An 18,743-nucleotide genomic window follows, 5' to 3' on the forward strand; every position below is an offset into this window, starting at 1 on the left:
CGCCTCCCAAGCTATTGGGAGGACTTTTCAAAGGAACCTCATCTCCATGATGGAGACGGGGTATCAACATATCTGGCGTTGACTTTTGGCACGCTGTTGAGTTCTCAAGGAACGGACGCTTCCTTTGCGCCTGTTTCACCAGGCTCTCCGGGCGCTTCCCTTCGGTCTTGCGTTTCCGACTCTATCAGATCCTTTCGGTCCTGATTTTCGCCGGTGCGATCCGGCCTTTCGGCTTTCTCGCGATTCCAACCTTACCAGATCCGTTTCCGTCTCTGGCCCCCTGCTGGAGCGGGGTCCGGCCGATTCGCTTTCGCTCCTCGACCTTTCCGACTTTATCAGATCCTTTTCGTGTCCGGCCTGCTCCTCGGTGAGGCGCAACCGGCTCGAATTCGGTTCCGAATTCTTGTCGGGATGGTTTGCCTTTCGGCGTGTCCACTACTTTAGCGGCTTTTCCTGACGGCTCATAATCGGGCCGCTCGGGTCTGATTTCCGGCAATGCCGAAGAAGACCCGTCAGGGAGTCGATCGAAGTAGTGGGTTCCGCCACTTCCGGGTCACGCAGATAGCGCTGCCCGTGTCCAGCGGCTCGGGCCACGTTAGACGTTTGGCAGGACAGAGTCAAGTAGCCGTGGTGGTGCGCCGCCTGGGGGTGTGGCGACGGTAGGGGCTCACGGTGGGGTCCCCGTCGATCCAGTAGCGCCAGGGGTGGTCGGCGCCGTCGCCGCCGACGCCGGTGCGCGGGCCGTTGCGCACCCGGGCGAGCGGGGCCGGGGTGCCGTGCAGGATCGTGATCGGGGTGTCGGCGGGGGCGCAGACGTCGACGCCGTCCAGGGAGCGGTCGATGTCGAGGGCGGTGGCCAGGCGGGCCGGGCCCTTGGCGAGTTCGTTGGTGTTGCGGGCCTTGGGGCGGCGGTCGGCGGCCAGCTGCGTGCCGGTGAGCACCTCGCCGGCACGGAGCAGGACCGCACCGGCCCTGCCCTCGGGGCCGCACACCAGGTTGATGCTGAACCACATGCCGTAGATGAAGTAGACGTACGCGTGGCCGGGCGGACCGTACATCGTGGCGTTGCGGGCGGTGCGGCCCCGGTAGGCGTGCGAGCCCGGGTCGCGCTCGCCGTCGTACGCCTCCACCTCGGTGAGGCGGAGTGCGATCGGGCCGTCGGGGCCGTGGCGTACCAGGGTGCGGCCCAGCAGGTCCGGGGCGACGTCCAGGACGGGGCGGTCGAAGAAGTCGCGCGGGAGAGGGGTGCGGTCCGGTACGTCCGTCATGGCCTCCGAGCGTAGTGGAGGGGAGCGGGTGGCTGTCGGGGCGGTTTGGGCGGGTGTGGAAACGGAATTGGGGCGATCGGTCCGCGGTGCGCAAGGATCGGGCCACGATCGACCGGCTGTGCGCACCGACGCGGTGCGTCAGGGGAGGACGGGCATGGGGTTCAGGAAGCTGCTGGCGAGTCTCGGGGCCGGGGGCGCGTCCGTGGAGACGGTGCTCTTCGAGGAGAACGTGGTGCCCGGCGGGGTGGTGCAAGGAGAGGTGCGGATCCAGGGCGGGTCGGTGCCGCAGTCCATCCAGGGGCTGTCCGTCGGATTGCAGGCCCGGGTCGAGGTCGAGCACGGGGACGAGGAAGTGCGGCGGGACGTCGAGTTCCACCGGACGCAGTTGGGCGGGGCCTTCGACGTGCAGGCCGGGGCGGTGCACACGGTGCCGTTCGGGCTGGTGGTGCCGTGGGAGACGCCGGTCACCGCGTTCCTGGGGCATCCGCTGCCCGGGATGAGCGTCGGAGTGACGACGGAGCTGGCGATCGCGCGGGCGGTGGACTCCAGCGACCTCGATCCGGTGCAGGTGCATCCGTTGCCGGCGCAGCAGGCGATCCTGTCGGCCTTCGAGCGGCTCGGGTTCCGCTTCAAGTCCGCCGATCTGGAGCAGGGGCAGATCCACGGGACGCGGCAGCAGCTGCCCTTCTACCAGGAGATCGAGTTCTCGGCGCCGTCCCAGTACCACGGGCTCAGCGAGGTCGAGCTGTCCTTCGTGGCGGACGACCAGGAGATGGACGTGGTGCTGGAGATGGACAAGAAGCCGGGCCTGTTCAGCGAGGGGTCGGACACCTACCGGTCGTTCACGGTGGGGTTGGAGGACTTCGAGGCGACCGACTGGGCGGGTTATCTCAACCACTGGCTGGCCGAGGTCGGCGGGCGGCGCAACTGGCTCTAACCTGGCCGGACGAAGTGTCAGCAAGCGACCAGGAGGTCCGAGGTGTCCGAGCTGAAGCGGCGGCCGCTCCCGCACGATTTCCACCCGCCGGTGGCGGAGTTCACCGTGGTGAGCGAGGAGGTGGAGCCGGGCGGGACGCTCCGGCCGGAGCAGGTGCTCGCCGAGGGGAACCGCTCGCCGCAGCTGCGGTGGGAGGGGGCGCCCGCGGGGACCAAGAGCTACGCCGTCACCTGCTACGACCCGGACGCGCCGACCGGCAGCGGATTCTGGCACTGGGTGCTGTTCGACGTCCCGGCGTCGGTGACGGAGCTGCCGGCAGGGGCGGGCAGCGGTGCGATGAAGGGCCTGCCCGACGGGGCCGTGCACGTCCGCAACGACTACGGGACGCGGGACTTCGGCGGCGCCGCGCCGCCGCCCGGCGACGGGCCGCACCGCTACGTGTTCACCGTCTACGCGGTGGACCAGGAGAAGCTGGGTCCCGACGCGGACGCCTCGCCCGCGGTGATCGGCTTCAACCTGCGGTTCCACACGCTCGGGCGGGCCCAGCTGATCGGCGAGTACGAGGTGCCCGCCGCCGGCTAGCGCCGGCACCGGCCGAGCCGTCGGGCCCGGGAAATGCGTTGCGCCCCGGCGCTCCCCGCACGCACAGTGGTACGCGTACCGCCGCCTCCACGAGGCGGCGGGCAGCCGGTACCGCAGTGGCGGGAGCGCCGGGGCGCCGGTGTGTGCGCCCCCGTTCGCCGGAGCCCCACGCACGGGGCGTCCGCGCCGGCTGCCGTTCGCTCCGGGTTCCGGATGTCACGGGGGCCGGGACCCGGAGCGCACTCCCCTTCGCACGCGCCGCACGGCGCTGCCGCCGCCGCTCCGGCGCACCCCTTCTTCATGCTGCGCTCACCCGCCATTTCCCTTGTGGCACACGGAAATTGCGTTGTCCGGGAAATACCTGCCCCTGCACAGTGGAGCCACTTCGCCACGGCGGCGATCGGGGTCCGGGAGGTGGACGGGATGCGCGAGACGCTGGTGCTGAATGCGAGCTTCGAGCCGCTGGCTACGGTGTCGCTGCGGCGTGCGGTGGTGCTGGTGATGCAGGACAAGGCGGTCGTGGAGCACGCCCACCCGGGGATGCGGATCCGGGCGGCGTCGATGGACGTGCCGGTGCCGAGGGTGATCAGGCTCAGCAGGTACGTCCGGGTGCCGTTCCGAAGACGGGCGCCGTGGTCGCGGCGCGGGGTGCTCGCCCGTGACCAGCACCGTTGCGCGTACTGCGGGAAGCGGGCGACGACCGTGGACCACGTCGTGCCGCGGTCGCACGGCGGTGGGGACACCTGGCTGAATACCGTCGCTTCGTGTGCGGAGGACAACCACCGCAAGGCGGACCGGACGCCGGAGCAGGCGGGGATGCGGCTGCTCCGGCGGCCCTTCGAGCCGACCCCGGCGGATGCGCTGGTGTCGGCCCTGGGGATCTCCGTCCGGGACGAGCTGCCGGAGTGGCTGCGGGCGCTCCCGGCGTGACGCCTCGGGCGGTGGGTGCCGTCGCCCAACTCTCGTTATTTCAGGAGGAGTTGGACGATGGCCACCAGCCCGACCACGACGATCACACCTCGTAGGGCGGCCGGTGGCAGCCGGCGGCCGATCTTCGCCCCGATCTGACCGCCGAGCGCGGAGCCGACCGCGATCAGGACGACGGCAGTCCAGTCGAAGTGGGCGACGAAGAGGAAGAAGAGCGCCGCCACGCCGTTGACCAGGGCGGCGAGGACGTTCTTGAGGGCGTTCAGGCGCTGGATGTCGTCGCTGAGCAGGACGCCCATCAGGGAGAGGTAGATGATGCCCTGGGCGGCGCCGAAGTAGCCGCCGTAGACGCTGGCGAGCAGGAGGCCGGTGAACAGGGCGATGCCGCCGTCGCGGTGGGCGGTGGTGCCGTTGCGGGCCCGCCGCGCGCGGACCGCGGCGGCCAGCCTGGGCTGTGCGACGACGAGCACCAGGGCGACGGCGATCAGGCCGGGGACCACCGCGTCGAAGGCGCTGGAGGGCAGGGCCAGCAGGAGGAACGCGCCGAGCAGTCCGCCGATGAGCGCGGCGACCGCGAAGCGCAGCACGCGGCGCCGCTGACCGCGCAATTCGCTGCGGTACCCTATCGCGCCGCTGATCGAACCGGGCACCAGGCCAAGGGAGTTGGAGACGTTCGCGGTCACCGGCGGGAGGCCGAAGGCCAGCAGGACCGGGAAGGTGATCAGGGTTCCGGAACCGACGATGGTGTTGATGGTGCCGGCGCCCAGGCCGGCGGCGAAGACTGCGACTGCTTCCCAGGGGGACAAGCCGTTCTCCTTACAGAATCAGGGTTGCCTCCCCGCCACGGAGGTCGAGGGGCAACCCTGATCATGCACGAGCGCGGACGCGCCGTCAGTCGATGGGCGGGGCCTGGCGCTCGGGGCCGCCGGGCTTGGGGATGCTGGCGTTGCCCGCGGGGTTGAAGTTGCCGAGGGCACCGCCGAGGCCCTTGAGGGCGTCGCCGATCTCGCTGGGGACGATCCAGAGCTTGTTGGCGTCGCCCTCGGCGATCTTCGGGAGCATCTGGAGGTACTGGTACGACAGCAGCTTCTGGTCCGGGTCGCCGGCGTGGATGGATTCGAAGACCACCCGGATCGCCTGGGCCTCGCCCTCGGCGCGCAGGGCCGCGGCCTTGGCCTCACCTTCGGCGCGCAGGATCGCGGACTGCTTCTGGCCCTCGGCGGTGAGGATCTCGGACTGCCGGACGCCCTCGGCCTGGAGGATGGCCGCGCGCTTGTCACGGTCGGCGCGCATCTGCTTCTCCATCGAGTCCTGGATGGAGGTCGGCGGCTCGATCGCCTTGAGCTCGACGCGGTTGACGCGGATGCCCCACTTGCCGGTGGCCTCGTCGAGGACGCCGCGCAGTGCCGCGTTGATCTCCTCGCGGGAGGTCAGGGTGCGTTCGAGGTCCATGCCGCCGATGATGTTGCGGAGGGTCGTGACGGTGAGCTGCTCGATCGCCTGGATGTAGCTGGCGACTTCGTAGGTGGCGGCCCGGGCGTCGGTGACCTGGTAGTAGATGACCGTGTCGATGTTGACGACGAGGTTGTCCTGCGTGATCACCGGCTGCGGCGGGAACGGCACGACCTGTTCGCGGAGGTCGATGCGGTTGCGGATGGTGTCGATGAACGGGACGACGATGTTCAGGCCGGCGTTGAGCGTGCGGGTGTAGCGGCCGAAGCGCTCGACGATGGCCGCGCTGGCCTGGGGGATGACCTGGATCGTTTTGATGAGTGCGATGAACACGAGCACCACCAGGATGATCAGGACGATGATGATCGGTTCCACAGCGGCTCCCGTGCCCTTCGTTGCTGGTCCGTCCGGCCGCGGCCGGCTTGTTGTTGATCAGTCTTTCAGAGGTGCGGGGCGTCGCGCATCGGGTTCGGTCAGATGACCAGGGCGGTGGCGCCTTCGATTTCCACCACGTCGACCTGTTGGCCCGGTTCGTAGACCCGGTCGCCGTCGAGTGCGCGGGCGGACCAGATCTCTCCGGCGAGTTTGATGCGGCCGCCGTTCCCGGCGTCGACCCGCTCCAGGACGGTGGCGGACCTGCCCTTGAGGGCGTCGATGCCGGAGGCGAGCCGCGGTCCCTGACCGCGGTGGCGGTTGGCGATCGGTCGGACGACGGCGACCAGCGCGATCGACACCACGACGAACACCAGGAATTGCGCAACGGTGCCGCCACCGAGCGCTGCGGTGACGGCACCGGCGACGGCGCCGACCGCGAACATCCCGAATTCGGGCATCGCGGTCACGACGAGCGGAATGCCCAGCCCCACGGCGGCGATGAGCCACCACACCCAAGGATCCACGGGCTCATGGTAGATCGGCCGGGCGGCCCGGGGACAGGGCGCGATCGGTCAGCCGTCGTCCGCCGCGGCGCGGTGGGAGCTGCTCCGCCCGGACGAATCCGGGCGGAGCGCGCATCGGGGTCGATGACGGGCGAGCGGTGGCCCTTACTTGAGGGGCAGACCCTGCGCGGTCCAGCGGTCGTTGCCGTTGTGCTCGACGACGAGCGGGAGGCCGAAGCAGTGCGAGAGGTTGCTGGAGGTGAGTTCCAGGTCGAGCGGGCCGGCGGCCAGCACCTTGCCCTGACGGATCATCAGGACGTGGGTGAAGCCCGGCGGGATCTCCTCGACGTGGTGGGTGACCATGATCATCGAGGGGGCGTAGGGGTCGCGGGCGAGCCGGCCGAGGCGCCGCACCAGGTCCTCGCGGCCGCCGAGGTCGAGACCGGCGGCGGGCTCGTCGAGGAGGAGCAGCTCGGGGTCGGTCATCATGGCGCGGGCGATCAGGGTGCGCTTGCGCTCGCCCTCGGAGAGGGTGCCGAACTTCCGCTCCAGGTAGGCGTTCATGCCGAGGCGGTCGAGGAAGGCCCGGGCGCGCTGCTCGTCGACGTCGTCGTAGTCCTCGTGCCAGCTCGCGGTCATGCCGTAGGCGGCGGTGAGGACGGTCTGCAGCACCGTCTGACTGCGCGGCAGCTTGTCGGCGAGCGCGATGCCGGCGATGCCGATGCGCGGGCGCAGGTCGAAGACGTCGACGCGGCCCAGCTGCTCGCCGAGGACCCGGGCGGTGCCGGCGCTCGGGAAGAGGTAGCTGGAGGCGACGTTCAGCAGCGTGGTCTTGCCGGCGCCGTTGGGGCCGAGGATCACCCAGCGTTCCCCCTCCTTCACCGACCACGAGACCTGGTCCACCAGAGCCCGTCCTTCGCGGACCACGGATACGTCCACCAGCTCCAGCACATCGCTCATGAGCGCACTGTCTCCCATTGCTTCTCGGTCGTCGTGTGCGCCTGTAGGCGCAGCCCCCCTGCAAACCTACGCCACTCGTTGTCAGTGCCGTTCCCTAGGCTGGGGACCATGCTCGACGAACCTCGTTCAGGACGGCTGGCAGCATGGGGAAATTCCCTTTTGGCCGGCTTTGTCTCACCTGATGATGCCGCACACCACATCGCGGACGACGACGCGGTGCACCGCGTCGCGGGCCTGCCCGGAGAGGGCGCCCCGGTCGGCCTGACGCTCGCCCTGGGGCGGCTGCGGACGCTCGGCGCGACCGGCCTGCGGGTGGCGCTGCCGGTGCCGGGACATCCGCTGGGGCTGAGCGGCCCGCCGGAGTTCAACGCGCGGGCGTTGGAGGCCGGTGAGGCCGTGCTCGCCCAGGGCGCCGGGCTGGGGCTGGTGCCCGAGGTGTTCGAGGCGGGGCCCGAGGGCGCCGCCGGCCCCGACGTGCACGTCGAGGTGGTCTGGCACTGCCTGCCGACCCGGGAGGCCCCGCCGGCCGACGTGCCGTCGCTGGGCGAGGCCGAGCGGGAGCTGGCCGAGGCGCTGCGGGAGGCGACGGAGCTGCTCTCCCGGCTGGACGTGGCCGGTTCCGGTCCGGTGGCCGACGCGGCGCTGGCGGCGTACCGGGCGCGGGCGGAGGCCGGCCGGCAGGTGCTGGCGCCGGGCTATCCGCCGCGCGCCGTACGGGTGCTGGAGCTGGCCCAGCGGGTCGGCGCGCTGATCGACATCGCCCAGGGGACGGGCGGGGACGGCCGGGAGCACGGCGCGGCCGTCAGCTCCTCGGAGATCGCGGCCCGCGCCGAGGCGCTGCGGCCGGTGGAGCGGACCGCTCGCCGGGCGCAGGTGGCGGCGTACAACTCCGCGGTGGAGGAGCAGGAGCGGCGCCGGGGGTGAACGCGGAACAGGTCCCGCCGGCCATGGAGTGGCCGACGGGACCTGGGGAGGACCGGGCTGAACTGCCCCGGGCGGCCCGGGAGTTGCCCCGGGCCGGCGGCGTCAGTTGTTGACGGCCGGGTTGCCGAAGGCGGAGTTGAGCACGCCGACGACGTTGACGCTGTTGCCGGAGACGTTCGCGGGGACGTGCACCGGGGCCTGGACGAGGTTGCCCGAACCGACGCCCGGGGAGTTCAGGGCCTTGCCGTCGGCGTGCGCACCGTCGTGGGCGAACGCGGAACCGGCGGCGGCACCGACGGCGAGACCGGTGGTGGCAAGGACAAGGGCGGCCTTTTTGACGCTGTTCATGGTGGCGTGTTCCTCACGTGCTGGCACAGGGCCGAAATGACGGTGTATGTGGAGGGCGGACCAGCCGCACGGCCAGGGCTGGGCGGGGCCGGTCCGGAGTGACCCGCGCGAGCCGGTGACGGCCCGGCGCAGGGGTCAGCTGGTCGGAGCGGACGCTCCGGGCCTCACTTGTTGAGGCAGGTGTTGCCGAAGACCGGGTTGAGCAGGCCGATCACGGAGACGGTGTTGCCGCAGACGTTCACGGGGATGTGGACCGGCACCTGGGCGACGTTGCCCGAGACGACGCCCGGCGACTGCACCGCGGCACCCTGCGCCTGCGGGCCGTCGTGCGCCGAGGCGACGCCGGCGCCCGCCAGGGCGAGACCGGCGCCCGCCATCGTGATGGCCGCAACCCGCTTGATGTTCTTCACTTCGCTTGCTCCTCGTTGCCGATGCCGTGGCCAGCCGCCACGACTGCACTGGGAAACGGCCCGGCACGGAACGGGGATACGCCAAATGGGCTACGTATACACGACAGTATGAATCTCGACTGCGCGAGGCGACGTTCGGTTCATCGTTTTGACGGTCCGCCATCATGCCGGTCCGCCCCGGGATTCAGGCCCCGATGCCGTGCCGGACGGCCCACAGCGCGGCCTGGGTGCGGTCGGCGAGGTCGAGCTTCATCAAGATGTTGGAGACGTGGGTCTTGACGGTCTTCTCCGACAGCACCAGGGCGCGGGCGATCTCGCGGTTGGACCGGCCGTCCGCGATCAGCGCCAGCACCTCGCGCTCGCGGTCCGTGAGCGAACTCCCCCGGCCCTGGCCGCCGTTCCCCTCCTCCTGGGAGAGCAGGGCACCGGCCACCTCAGGCTGGAGCAGGACGTGCCCGGCGTGCACCGAGCGGATGGCCCCGGCCAGGGCGTCCGGGTCGATGTCCTTGTAGACGTAGCCGGCGGCGCCCGCGCGCAACGCCGGGACGACGGTGCGCTGTTCGGTGAAGCTGGTGACGACCAGCACCTTGGCCGGGTTGTCGAGGGTGCGGAGCTGGCGCAGGGCCTCGATGCCGTCCATGCCGGGCATCTTGATGTCCATGAGGACGACGTCCGGGCGCAGTTGCTCGGTGGCGGCGATGCCCTCGGCGCCGTCGGACGCCTCCCCCACCACCTCGATGTCGTCCTGGACCTCCAGGAACGTGCGCAGGCCGCGGCGCACCACCTGGTGGTCGTCGACGAGCAGCACGCGGATCGCGCGCCCCTCGCCGGTGGCCCGTTCCGTACCGCCCTGCGTGCTGTCAGCCACCGGGCACCTCCATCTCGACAGTGGTGCCCGTGCCGGGCTCCGATTCCACGGTGAGCGTGCCACCGACGCCGCTGGCGCGGTCGCGCATCGACACCAGGCCCAGGTGCCGGCCGGCCCGGCGGACCACGCGGGTGTCAAAGCCGCACCCGTCGTCGGCGATCCGCAGCAGGGCGCCCTGGCCGAACCGGGTGAGGCTGACCTCGACGCGCCCGGCGCCGGAGTGCCGCAGCGCGTTGTGCAGCGCTTCCTGGGCGACCCGGAGCATCGCCTCCTCCTGGGCGTTGGGCAGGGCCCGGATACCTTGGGCGGTGAAGGTGACGCGGGCGGAGTGGGCCCGGTCGAGGACCTGGGCCTGGGAGCGCAGGGTGGCCACCAGGCCGTCCTCGTCGAGGGCCGCGGGGCGGAGTTCCACGACGGCGGCCCGGAGCTCGTCGGCGGCCTCCGCGGCCAGCGCGGCGACCTGGTGCAGCTCGTCCTTGGCGCGGGCCGGGTCGCGGTCGACCAGGGCGGTCGCGGCCTGGGCGGTGAGCCGGAGCGAGAAGAGCTTCTGGGAGACCGCGTCGTGCAGCTCGTGGGCGAGCCGGGCGCGCTCGCCGGCGATGGTCAGCTCGCGGCTGCGCTCGTAGAGGCGGGCGTTGGTGAGGGCGATGGCGGCGTGCTGGGCGAGTATCCCCAGCAGGCGCTCGTCCTCCTCGGTGAAGCCGCAGCCGCCGGTGGGCTTGGGGCAGCGCTTGTTGGCCAGGAACAGGGCGCCGAGGATCTCGTCGCCGTCGGCGACCGGCAGGCCCAGGAAGTCGGACATGTCCGGGTGGGCGGCGGGCCAGCCGCCGAAGCGGGGGTCCTCGCGGACGTCGGCGAGCCGCTCGGGGGTGGCTTTGTGGAGCATCGCGGCGAGGATGCCGTGCTGGCGGGGCAGCGGGCCGATGGCCTTCCACTGCTCGGCGCTGACGCCGTCCACCACGAACTGGGCGAAGCCCCCGTGGTCGTCCGGCACGCCGAGCGCGGCGTACTCGGCGTCCAGCAGCTCACGGGCCGAGGCGACGATCGTCTTGAGGACGTCGCGCACCTCCAGATGCCTGCTCATGGCCAGGATCGCGGTGCTCACCGCGGGGATTCCGGCCCCCGGTCCGTTGCTCATGTGCTCACCGTACCGGCGCGGCGAGCGGCCCGTATCGGTCCGCCGACGCCCTCGGCCTACGCCGGCGGGCCTAGGCCGAACGCCCCGCGCCGGCTCCGCACGAGCCTTTCCATTAGGTCCCTTTTGGTCGCTTTTATTCCGTTATGCCCTTATTCATGCCCCCTATATAGGGGTGCGCCTTATATGGGGAGAGGTTCCGCCTACGGAAGAGCGTGGTACGAGGACGCCTAGTAGAGCGGCCGGGTACGTCGGGTCGCCACCTGGAGATGAAATCAATGCTTGTCCCCTTATATAGGGACAGGTCGGGTGAAGCCGGTGGGTGGCTTCGCGTCGATCCCGTCGGGGAGGCGGGCGGTATCGGGCACACCTGCGGGGATCCGTGTTCCCCGTCGCCGGAGCGGACCAGACTCTGGGCATGTCCTCTTCATCCCAGGCGCACCCCGCGCCCACCCCCACGACGAAGCACTGGACGCCCACCCACGGAGAGCCCTACCGGTCGGTGCCGTACCGGCCGGAGCGGATGCCCGCGGCCGAGTCGCTGGCCCGCGCCGCCGAGCTGCGCGAGCGGATGGACCGGCGGCGGACCGTCCGGCAGTTCGCCGCCGACCCGGTGCCCGAACAGGTCGTCCGGGACGCCATCGCCTGCGCGGCCACCGCACCATCCGGCGCGCACCAGCAACCCTGGACGTTCGTCCTGGTCAAGGACCCCGAGGTGCGCCGCCGGATCCGGGCGGCGGCGGAGGCCGAGGAGCACCGCTCCTACGAGGGGCGGCTGGGCGAGGAGTGGCTGGCGGCGCTGCGGCCGCTGGGCACGGACGAGGTCAAGCCGCACCTGACCGACGCCCCGCACCTGATCGTGGTCTTCCAGCAGCGGCACTGGCTGGGGCCGGACGGCGCCAAGCGCAAGCACTACTACGTGGACGAGTCGGTGGGCATCGCGGTCGGCATGCTGCTGTCCGCGCTGCACCTGTCGGGGCTGGCGGCGCTGGTGCACACGCCGAGCCCGATGCGGTTCCTCCAGGAGGTGCTGGGGCGGCCGGCGAACGAGAAGGCGTTCGCGGTGCTCCCGGTCGGGTACCCCGCGACGGACTGTCGGGTGCCCGATCTCGTACGAAAGACCCTTGACCAAGTGTTGGTCGAGGTATGACTCCGCACAGCCTTTCCATAGGCTGCGCACAGCCTGTGCGATTGCAATTACTGCCGGCGAGATAAACCCCGGCCCGATGTGACCCCGCGCATAGGGCGCAGGTCACTTACGACCTCGGTTAGTGGACTTAAGAATCGCGTGTGAACTGGGAATATTCCCGTCCGGACGCATTCCCGGCCAAGCCGGTTCCACTAACCGAGGTCGTACGTCACATCATTGCTCGGCGAATTTTCGGCCGCTAAGAATGGCTCCCGTCGCTCGGCGCCGTATGAGAACTCGGCGTTCTGCCGCCGCTCATGGCCCGTGCGACGCCCCCCATTGGAAGAGGTCGAGCCGCCATGTCGAAGTACGCCGTCTCCGGTCTGAAACTGACCCGTGTCCACAAGCTCACCGCCGCCGGCGTAGCCGCCGCGGGTGCCGCCGCACTGGTCTTCACCGCCGTCCCGGGTGCCGACGCCGGCCAGAGCAAGGCCGCGGCCGCCTCTGCCAGCCTGAACGTCAAGCCGGTGGCCTTCAGCGCCGTCGACACCGCCGCCCGCGCCCAGCAGGCCACCATCGCCCAGCAGGCCGACGCCTCCGCCGCCCAGGGCAAGGCCGAGGCCGCGGCCGCCAAGCAGCAGGCCGAGGCCGCCGCGAAGGCGAAGGTCGAGAAGGAGCGCCAGGTCAAGGAGGCCGCGAGCCGCGCCGCCGTCCGCCAGGCGATCCCCGCCGCCGTCCAGAAGCCGGCGAAGGTCTACCCGAACAACCTGGACGGCTGGATCCGCGAGTCGCTGGACATCATGGGCAAGAACAACATCCCGGGCAGCTACGACGGCATCTACCGCAACCTGATGCGCGAGTCGTCCGGCAACCCCACCGCGATCAACCTCTGGGACTCCAACGCCCAGGCCGGCATCCCGTCCAAGGGCCTGCTCCAGGTGATCGACCCGACGTTCCGCCAGTACCACGTCTCCGGTACCTCCTGGAACATCTACGACCCGGTCGCCAACATCACCGCCGCCTGCAACTACGCGGCCGCCCGCTACGGCTCGATGGACAACGTCAACTCGGCCTACTGAGCCGGACCTCCGCCGCGTACCGCGGCACCGCACGCACCGCCGAGGGGCGGCACCCGGAATCGGGTGCCGCCCCTCGGGCGTGCGTGGCGGTGACCGCGGGCCCTACTTGCGCATGACCTCCGGCTCGTGGCGGCGCAGCAGCCGCGCGACGACGAAGGCGAGCGCCACGCCCAGGGTGACCAGGATGACCACGTCCATGACGTAGACGCCGGTCTGGTGCTTCCACAGCGGGTCCGGGTTGCCGGGCTCCCACGGCAGCAGGGTGTTCATGTCCTGGGTGGCGCCGAGTGCGGCGACCGCCCAACGGGACGGCATCAGCCAGGAGAACTGGGAGACGCCGACGGTGTCGAAGAGCTGGAAGAGGACGCCGGTGAAGACCACCTGGACGATGGCGAACATGACCAGCAGCGGCATGGTCTTCTCGGCGGTCTTGACCAGCGACGAGATGATCAGGCCGACCATCATCGAGGTGAAGCCGAGGGCGATGATCGCGATCGTCATCTCGACGGCCGGGGCCTTGGCGACGATCAGGCCCTGGGACGGCATCTGCCGGGTGGAGAAGCCGATCGCCGCGATGATCACGCCCTGGAGGGCGGTGGCCACGCCCAGCACGATGATCTTGGACATCAGGTACGCCGACCGCGAGAGGCCGGTGGCCCGTTCGCGCTCGTAGATGACCCGCTCCTTGATCAGCTCACGGACCGAGTTGGCCGCGCCGGAGAAGCACATGCCGACCGCCAGGATCAGCGAGATGGTGCTCGCGTCGCGGTTGGTCTGGTGCCTGGCGATGGGGCCGTACCCGAGGCCGTAGTCGCTGGGGATCAGCAGGGAGACCACGCCGAGGACGGCCGGCAGGATCACCATCAGGGCGAGGAAGCCGCGGTCGGAGGCGAGCACCGAGACGTAGCGGCGCATCAGGGTCCAGAGTTGGGAGCCCCAGCTCTGCGACTTCTGGATGCGGGCCGGCGGGGCCTGGACGTTGACCGACTGCGGCGGGGCGTCGTCGAGGTCCGCGGCGTACATCTGGTAGTGCGGGGAACCGCGCCAGCGGCCCGCCCAGTCGTAGTCCCGGTAGTTCTCGAACGCCGAGAAGACGTCGGCCCAGGTCTCGTACTGGAAGAAGTTCAGTGCCTCCTCGGGCGGGCCGAAGTAGGCCACCGAGCCGCCCGGGGCCATCACCAACACGCGGTCGCACAGGGCGAGTTCGGCCACCGAGTGGGTGACCACCAGGACCGTGCGGCCATCGTCGGCGAGGCCGCGGAGCAGCTGCATGACGTCGCGGTCCATGCCCGGGTCGAGGCCCGAGGTCGGCTCGTCCAGGAAGATCAGCGACGGCTTGGTCAGCAGCTCCAGGGCGACCGAGACGCGCTTGCGCTGGCCTCCGGAGAGCGAGGTGATCTTCTTGTCCTTGTGGACGTCGAGCTTGAGTTCGCGCAGCACCTCGTTGATGCGGGCCTCGCGCTCGGACTCCGCGGTGTCGCCGGGGAAGCGGAGCTTCGCGGCGTAGCGGAGCGCCTTTTGGACGGTCAGCTCCTTGTGGAGGATGTCGTCCTGCGGGACCAGGCCGACGCGCTGGCGCAGCTCGGCGAAGTGCTTGTAGAGGTTGCGGTTGTCGTAGAGGACGTCGCCCTGGTTGGCGGGGCGGTAGCCGGTCAGCGCCTTGAGCAGCGTCGACTTGCCGGAGCCGGAGGGGCCGATGACGGCGACCAGCGACTTCTCGGGGACGCCGAACGAGACGTCCTTGAGGATCTGCTTGCCGCCGTCGACGGTGACCGTGAGGTGGCGGGCCGAGAAGGAGACCTCGCCGGTGTCGACGAACTCCTCCAGGCGGTCACCGACCAGCCGGAAGGTGGAGTGGCCGACGCCGACGGTGTCGTTCGGGCCGACCGGGGCGCTGCCGGACTTGGGGACCGGCTGGCCGTTGACGTAGGTGCCGTTGTGGCTGCCCAGGTCGCGGATCTCGAACCGACCGTCGGGGGTGGCCCGGAACTCCGCGTGGTGGCGGGAGACCTGGAGGTCGGAGACGACCAGCTCGTTGTCGAGGGCACGACCGATCCGCATCACCCGGCCCGTGTCCAGGCGGTGGAAGGTGGTCGGGCTGCGGTCGCCGCCCTGGGGCGGCTCGGCCGCGCGCTGCTGCTGGGGCTGCGCGGGCTGCTGGGCCGGGACGGCCTGCTGGGGCGCGGCCTGCTGCGGCGGGACGTACGGCTGCTGGCCCTGCGGCGGGGCCTGCCACCCCTGCTGCGCCGGCTGCTGCTGCTGCGCGGGCGGGGCCTGCCACCCCTGGTGCGGCGCGGCCGCGGCGGGCTGCGCGCTGAAGGCGTCGGCGGGCGCCGCGGCGGCGGACAGGCTCAGCCGGGGGCCGTCGGTGGCGTTGCCCAAGTGGACGGCGGCGCCGGGGCCGATCTCCAACTGCTGGACGCGCTGGCCCTGCACGTAGGTGCCGTTGGTGCTGCCGTGGTCTTCGATGAGCCAGCTGCGGCCGGACCACCGGAGGGTGGCGTGTCGCCAGGAGACCCTGGCGTCGTCGAGCACCATGTCACCCTGCGGATCACGGCCCACGCTGTAGGACCGGGACGGATCGAGGGCCCAGGTCCTTCCGTTCAGTTCCAGTACGAGTTCAGGCACTCCATGCCCCATTACATAGTCCCCCGAGTGACGCCCTGTATGGGAAGTCTAGGGATGGCGAACATCGTGAAGAACTATTTCAGGCTCGGACCGCGGACCGGAAACCGGGACAGGGCCGGGGAACGGGGCGCTCCCGCCGCATCCGGCGAACCCTCCCGGAGAGCCGGAAGGGCCCGCTCTGCCTGAAATACCAGGAATTCAGGCTATTCGGCGCACCGGAGACGCTCCACACTTCCGCCTCGGGACGGAAAACGCCATACCAAAAGGGAAGTTGGAGCGCCAGCCGGGTCCCCCGGGCCGGTGCAACCCGACGACCCCGGACACGAGTCCATAACGATCACGCGCACCCGGTGGAGCACCGGCGGGAGACCGGCCCGGTGGCACTCGGGCACCCCCGGGCGGCGGGTCCGATCCCCGGACACGCGTACGGCCGCGGCCGCCCGCCGGTTACCGTAAAGGCACCATGAGCGCATCGCAGACCCCGCCTGCCGCCGCCGCACCAGGCGAAGACGAACCGACACTCCTCGTCAAGATCTTCGGGAAGGACCGGCCCGGCATCACCGCGGGCCTGTTCGACACCCTCGCCGCCTACGCCGTCGATGTCGTGGACATCGAGCAGGTGGTGACCCGGGGCCGCATCACCCTGTGCGTGCTGGTCACCACCCCGTTCCCCGACCAGGGCACCACCGGGTCCTCCGAGGGCGACCTGAGGGCCACCGTGCACAGCTGGGCCGAATCGCTGCACCTCCAGGCCGAGATCATCTCCGGCCGCGGCGACAACCGCCCGCGCGGCGTCGGCCGGTCCCACGTCACCGTGCTGGGACATCCGCTCACCGCGGAGTCGACGGCCGCCATCGCCGCGGCCATAACGGCCACGGGGGGCAACATCGACCGCATCTTCCGGCTCGCCAAGTATCCGGTGACGGCCGTGGAGTTCGCCGTCTCCGGGGCCGAGACCGAGGCGCTGCGCACCGTGCTGGCGCCGGAGGCGGCGAAGCTCGGGGTGGACGTCGCGGTGATCGCGGCCGGGCTGCAGCGCCGGGCGCAGCGGCTGGTCGTGATGGACGTCGACTCCACCCTCATCCAGGACGAGGTCATCGAGCTGTTCGCGGCGCACGCCGGCTGCGAGGCCGAGGTCGCCGAGGTGACGGCCGCCGCGATGCGCGGCGAGTTGGACTTCGAGCAGTCGCTGCACGCCCGCGTCGAGCTGCTCCGCGGACTGGACGCGTCCGTGGTGGACCTGGTCCGCAAGGAGGTGCGGCTCACGCCGGGCGCGCGCACCCTGGTCCGCACCCTCAAGCGGCTCGGCTACCAAGTCGGTGTGGTATCGGGCGGTTTCACCCAGGTCACCGACGCCCTCCAGGAGGAGCTGGGGCTGGACTTCGCCGCCGCCAACACCCTGGAGATCGTCGACGGGAAGCTCACCGGGCGGGTCACCGGCGAGATCGTGGACCGGGCCGGCAAGGCCCGGTTGCTGCGGCAGTTCGCGCACGAGGCGGGGGTGCCGCTGGTGCAGACCGTCGCGATCGGCGACGGCGCCAATGACCTGGACATGCTCAACACCGCCGGGCTGGGGGTCGCCTTCAACGCCAAGCCGGTGGTCCGCGAGGCCGCGCACACCGCCGTCAACGTGCCGTTCCTGGACACCGTGCTCTATCTGCTGGGAATCACCCGCGAAGAGGTCGAGGCGGCGGACACCCACGTGGAGTGAGCCGCGGGGCCGCGCGCCCGGCGCCGGCGGTCCCCCCGGGGGCGCCCGCCCGGGCCCCGCTCCGCCCGCCGGCTCCGGTCCCGGACAGTCGTAAGGCCCCGGTGCGCACCTCGCGCACCGGGGCCTCGTCATCGGTCACCCGCCGCCGCGGGCCGTTCACCGTCCGGGACGGCCGCCGCGGTGACCGCTGCGCGGCCGGGCCGGGCGCGCTCCCGCGGAGATCCGTCAGAAGCGCCCTAGGCGTGCGGCGACCAGAACGCGACGAGCCGGCCGACGCCGTGCTCGACCGCCTTCCAGGAGCCGGTGAACGTCAGCACCGCCATGGCCGACGTGGGGAAGCCGCTGCGGTTCATCCGCGCCAGCAGATCCCCGTCGGCCTCTCCCGCCAGGGCGTCGGCGAGGGCGTGCACGCCGGGGTTGTGCCCGACGACCAACAGGTCGCTCACTTCGTCGGAGGTCTCGTTCAGGATCGCGATGAGCTCGCCGAGGGAGGCCTCGTACAGGCGCTCCTCGTAGACGGTCTTGGGTCGCTGCGGCAGCTCGGAGACGACCAGCTTCCAGGTCTCGCGGGTGCGGGCGGCCGTCGAGCAGAGGGTCAGCTCGGGGGTGATCCCGGCACCGGCCAGCCAGCGGCCGGCGACCGGGGCATCCTTGCGGCCGCGATCGGCGAGCGGACGCTCATGGTCGCTCTCGTCCGACCATTCGGCCTTTGCGTGTCGGAGCAGGACAATCCGGCGGGGTGTATCGACGCTCATGCGTCCCAGCTTCGCACGAAACCCGCCGCCCGGCGCGGGGTGTTGAGGCGCTCCGCCCTGCCGGGTGACCCCGTCGGGAGGCCCCGGCGCGCGGGCCGCGCTCACCCTCCGAGCCGGAGCACCCGGGCGAGGAACTCCAGCAGCGGCGCCAGGCTCTCCGGGGCCCGCGACGCACCGGCGGCACTCGCCGAGCCCGGGCTCGCCACCAGCACCAACAGGACGACGAACGAGACGATCGGCAGCGCCAACCCCCACCACGGCAGGGCCTTCCGCAGACGCGGTGCCCGGGCTGCGGACGGGCGGCTGAACGCGGCGGACATGGCGGGCTCCCAAGGGGTCGCGGGACCGGCGCGGCGGTGAACGGCGCCGCGCCCACCGCGGTTCCGCGGTGTGACGACGACGCTACGCAGTCGCGGCGGCCCTTCCCATCCGGGAAGCCACCCATTGATCCCTGACGTCCGCCCCCTAGGGGATCGGGGGACAACCCCACCCCGGGCCGCAACGAGCGGGCCGCGGGGCCGGCCGCCTCGGGATCATGGCGCGGCGATGCTCGCGATGATTCCGACGACGACGGTCACCCCGAGCATCAGGGCCAGGACGAGCAGCAGCTTCTTCTGGCTGTCCTGCGGATTCGGTTCGAGCACTGGCATGCGCCCAGTGTCGCACCCGCCCACCGCGCGGCTCCCGCCAGGGCTCGCAACCGGGTGCGAGCGGCGCGACACGCGGTCCGCACGGCGCCCCCGCGCCACGGG

20 protein-coding genes are annotated in these 18,743 nt (G+C 71.2%); 7 read left to right on the forward strand and 13 right to left on the reverse strand.

From position 1 onward, the window contains the following. Positions 1–617: 617 nt before the first annotated feature. Positions 618–1,268 carry a DNA-3-methyladenine glycosylase gene (locus ABD385_RS04005; RefSeq protein ID WP_344573520.1) on the reverse strand — a complete coding sequence of 217 codons (651 nt, stop codon included), beginning with the start codon at positions 1,266–1,268 and terminating at the stop codon, positions 618–620. Positions 1,269–1,422: 154 nt separating this feature from the next. Between ABD385_RS04005 and ABD385_RS04010 the strand changes: the two genes are divergently transcribed. The 3 genes from ABD385_RS04010 (at position 1,423) to ABD385_RS04020 (ending at position 3,717) form a co-directional block, all read left to right on the forward strand. Beyond that, the gene (locus tag ABD385_RS04010) at positions 1,423–2,205 is read left to right on the forward strand and encodes a sporulation protein (RefSeq protein WP_344573521.1); all 783 of its coding nucleotides are present in this window, start codon (positions 1,423–1,425) and stop codon (positions 2,203–2,205) included. 42 nt (positions 2,206–2,247) lie between these two features. Further along, positions 2,248–2,787, forward strand: coding sequence for a YbhB/YbcL family Raf kinase inhibitor-like protein (locus ABD385_RS04015; RefSeq protein ID WP_344573522.1), 540 nt, complete (start codon positions 2,248–2,250; stop codon positions 2,785–2,787). 423 nt (positions 2,788–3,210) lie between these two features. Continuing rightward, positions 3,211–3,717 (forward strand): HNH endonuclease, encoded by a 507-nt coding sequence (locus ABD385_RS04020; protein ID WP_344573523.1) that lies wholly within the window; start codon positions 3,211–3,213, stop codon positions 3,715–3,717. 35 nt (positions 3,718–3,752) lie between these two features. On the opposite strand, the gene ABD385_RS04025 is transcribed toward ABD385_RS04020, so the two are convergent. The 4 genes from ABD385_RS04025 to ABD385_RS04040 form a co-directional block, all read right to left on the reverse strand. Beyond that, entirely contained in the window at positions 3,753–4,520 is a 768-nt protein-coding gene (locus tag ABD385_RS04025; protein ID WP_344573524.1) for a sulfite exporter TauE/SafE family protein, read from the reverse strand. Between the two features lie 85 nt (positions 4,521–4,605). Continuing rightward, positions 4,606–5,541 carry an SPFH domain-containing protein gene (locus ABD385_RS04030; RefSeq protein WP_344573525.1) on the reverse strand — a complete coding sequence of 312 codons (936 nt, stop codon included), beginning with the start codon at positions 5,539–5,541 and terminating at the stop codon, positions 4,606–4,608. A gap of 98 nt (positions 5,542–5,639) precedes the next feature. After that, entirely contained in the window at positions 5,640–6,053 is a 414-nt protein-coding gene (locus ABD385_RS04035) for an NfeD family protein (protein ID WP_016571699.1), read from the reverse strand. A 156-nt stretch (positions 6,054–6,209) separates the two neighbouring features. Continuing rightward, the gene (locus ABD385_RS04040) at positions 6,210–7,022 is read right to left on the reverse strand and encodes an ABC transporter ATP-binding protein (RefSeq protein ID WP_344573526.1); all 813 of its coding nucleotides are present in this window, start codon (positions 7,020–7,022) and stop codon (positions 6,210–6,212) included. 90 nt (positions 7,023–7,112) lie between these two features. Here ABD385_RS04040 and ABD385_RS04045 point away from each other — a divergent pair, with 90 nt between their 5' ends. Next, positions 7,113–7,928 (forward strand): hypothetical protein, encoded by an 816-nt coding sequence (locus ABD385_RS04045; protein ID WP_344573527.1) that lies wholly within the window; start codon positions 7,113–7,115, stop codon positions 7,926–7,928. Positions 7,929–8,030: 102 nt separating this feature from the next. Here ABD385_RS04045 and ABD385_RS04050 read toward each other — a convergent pair whose 3' ends face one another. The 4 genes from ABD385_RS04050 to ABD385_RS04065 all read right to left on the reverse strand — a co-directional run bounded on the left by ABD385_RS04050 (position 8,031) and on the right by ABD385_RS04065 (position 10,692). Further along, on the reverse strand, positions 8,031–8,276 hold the full coding sequence (locus ABD385_RS04050; RefSeq protein WP_344573528.1) for a chaplin: 246 nt from the start codon (positions 8,274–8,276) through the stop codon (positions 8,031–8,033). A gap of 164 nt (positions 8,277–8,440) precedes the next feature. After that, positions 8,441–8,653: a chaplin gene (locus ABD385_RS04055; RefSeq protein ID WP_344573940.1), complete on the reverse strand. Its 213-nt coding sequence runs from the start codon at positions 8,651–8,653 to the stop codon at positions 8,441–8,443. Between the two features lie 217 nt (positions 8,654–8,870). Then, the gene (locus tag ABD385_RS04060; RefSeq protein ID WP_344573529.1) at positions 8,871–9,554 is read right to left on the reverse strand and encodes a response regulator; all 684 of its coding nucleotides are present in this window, start codon (positions 9,552–9,554) and stop codon (positions 8,871–8,873) included. Next, positions 9,547–10,692, reverse strand: a complete 1,146-nt coding sequence (locus ABD385_RS04065) for a GAF domain-containing sensor histidine kinase (RefSeq protein WP_344573530.1) — start codon at positions 10,690–10,692, stop codon at positions 9,547–9,549. The genes ABD385_RS04060 and ABD385_RS04065 overlap by 8 nt, the downstream gene beginning before the upstream one ends. A gap of 415 nt (positions 10,693–11,107) precedes the next feature. Between ABD385_RS04065 and ABD385_RS04070 the strand changes: the two genes are divergently transcribed. Next, entirely contained in the window at positions 11,108–11,839 is a 732-nt protein-coding gene (locus ABD385_RS04070; protein WP_344573531.1) for a nitroreductase family protein, read from the forward strand. 338 nt (positions 11,840–12,177) lie between these two features. Beyond that, on the forward strand, positions 12,178–12,897 hold the full coding sequence (locus ABD385_RS04075) for a transglycosylase SLT domain-containing protein (RefSeq protein ID WP_344573532.1): 720 nt from the start codon (positions 12,178–12,180) through the stop codon (positions 12,895–12,897). Between the two features lie 102 nt (positions 12,898–12,999). Here the strand turns inward: ABD385_RS04075 and ABD385_RS04080 are convergent, their stop codons facing one another. After that, on the reverse strand, positions 13,000–15,537 hold the full coding sequence (locus ABD385_RS04080) for an ABC transporter ATP-binding protein/permease (RefSeq protein ID WP_344573533.1): 2,538 nt from the start codon (positions 15,535–15,537) through the stop codon (positions 13,000–13,002). A gap of 451 nt (positions 15,538–15,988) precedes the next feature. Between ABD385_RS04080 and serB the strand changes: the two genes are divergently transcribed. Beyond that, entirely contained in the window at positions 15,989–17,236 is a 1,248-nt protein-coding gene (gene serB / locus ABD385_RS04085; RefSeq protein WP_344573534.1) for a phosphoserine phosphatase SerB, read from the forward strand. 236 nt (positions 17,237–17,472) lie between these two features. Here serB and ABD385_RS04090 read toward each other — a convergent pair whose 3' ends face one another. The 3 genes from ABD385_RS04090 to ABD385_RS04100 all read right to left on the reverse strand — a co-directional run bounded on the left by ABD385_RS04090 (position 17,473) and on the right by ABD385_RS04100 (position 18,641). Next, positions 17,473–17,991, reverse strand: coding sequence for a SixA phosphatase family protein (locus ABD385_RS04090; RefSeq protein WP_344573535.1), 519 nt, complete (start codon positions 17,989–17,991; stop codon positions 17,473–17,475). A gap of 101 nt (positions 17,992–18,092) precedes the next feature. Next, entirely contained in the window at positions 18,093–18,311 is a 219-nt protein-coding gene (locus ABD385_RS04095; protein ID WP_344573536.1) for a hypothetical protein, read from the reverse strand. 213 nt (positions 18,312–18,524) lie between these two features. Further along, positions 18,525–18,641: an SGM_5486 family transporter-associated protein gene (locus ABD385_RS04100; RefSeq protein WP_344573537.1), complete on the reverse strand. Its 117-nt coding sequence runs from the start codon at positions 18,639–18,641 to the stop codon at positions 18,525–18,527. Positions 18,642–18,743 lie beyond the last annotated feature (102 nt).

Source organism: Streptomyces lunalinharesii (genome assembly GCF_039532155.1).
GTDB lineage: Bacteria > Actinomycetota > Actinomycetes > Streptomycetales > Streptomycetaceae > Streptomyces > Streptomyces lunalinharesii.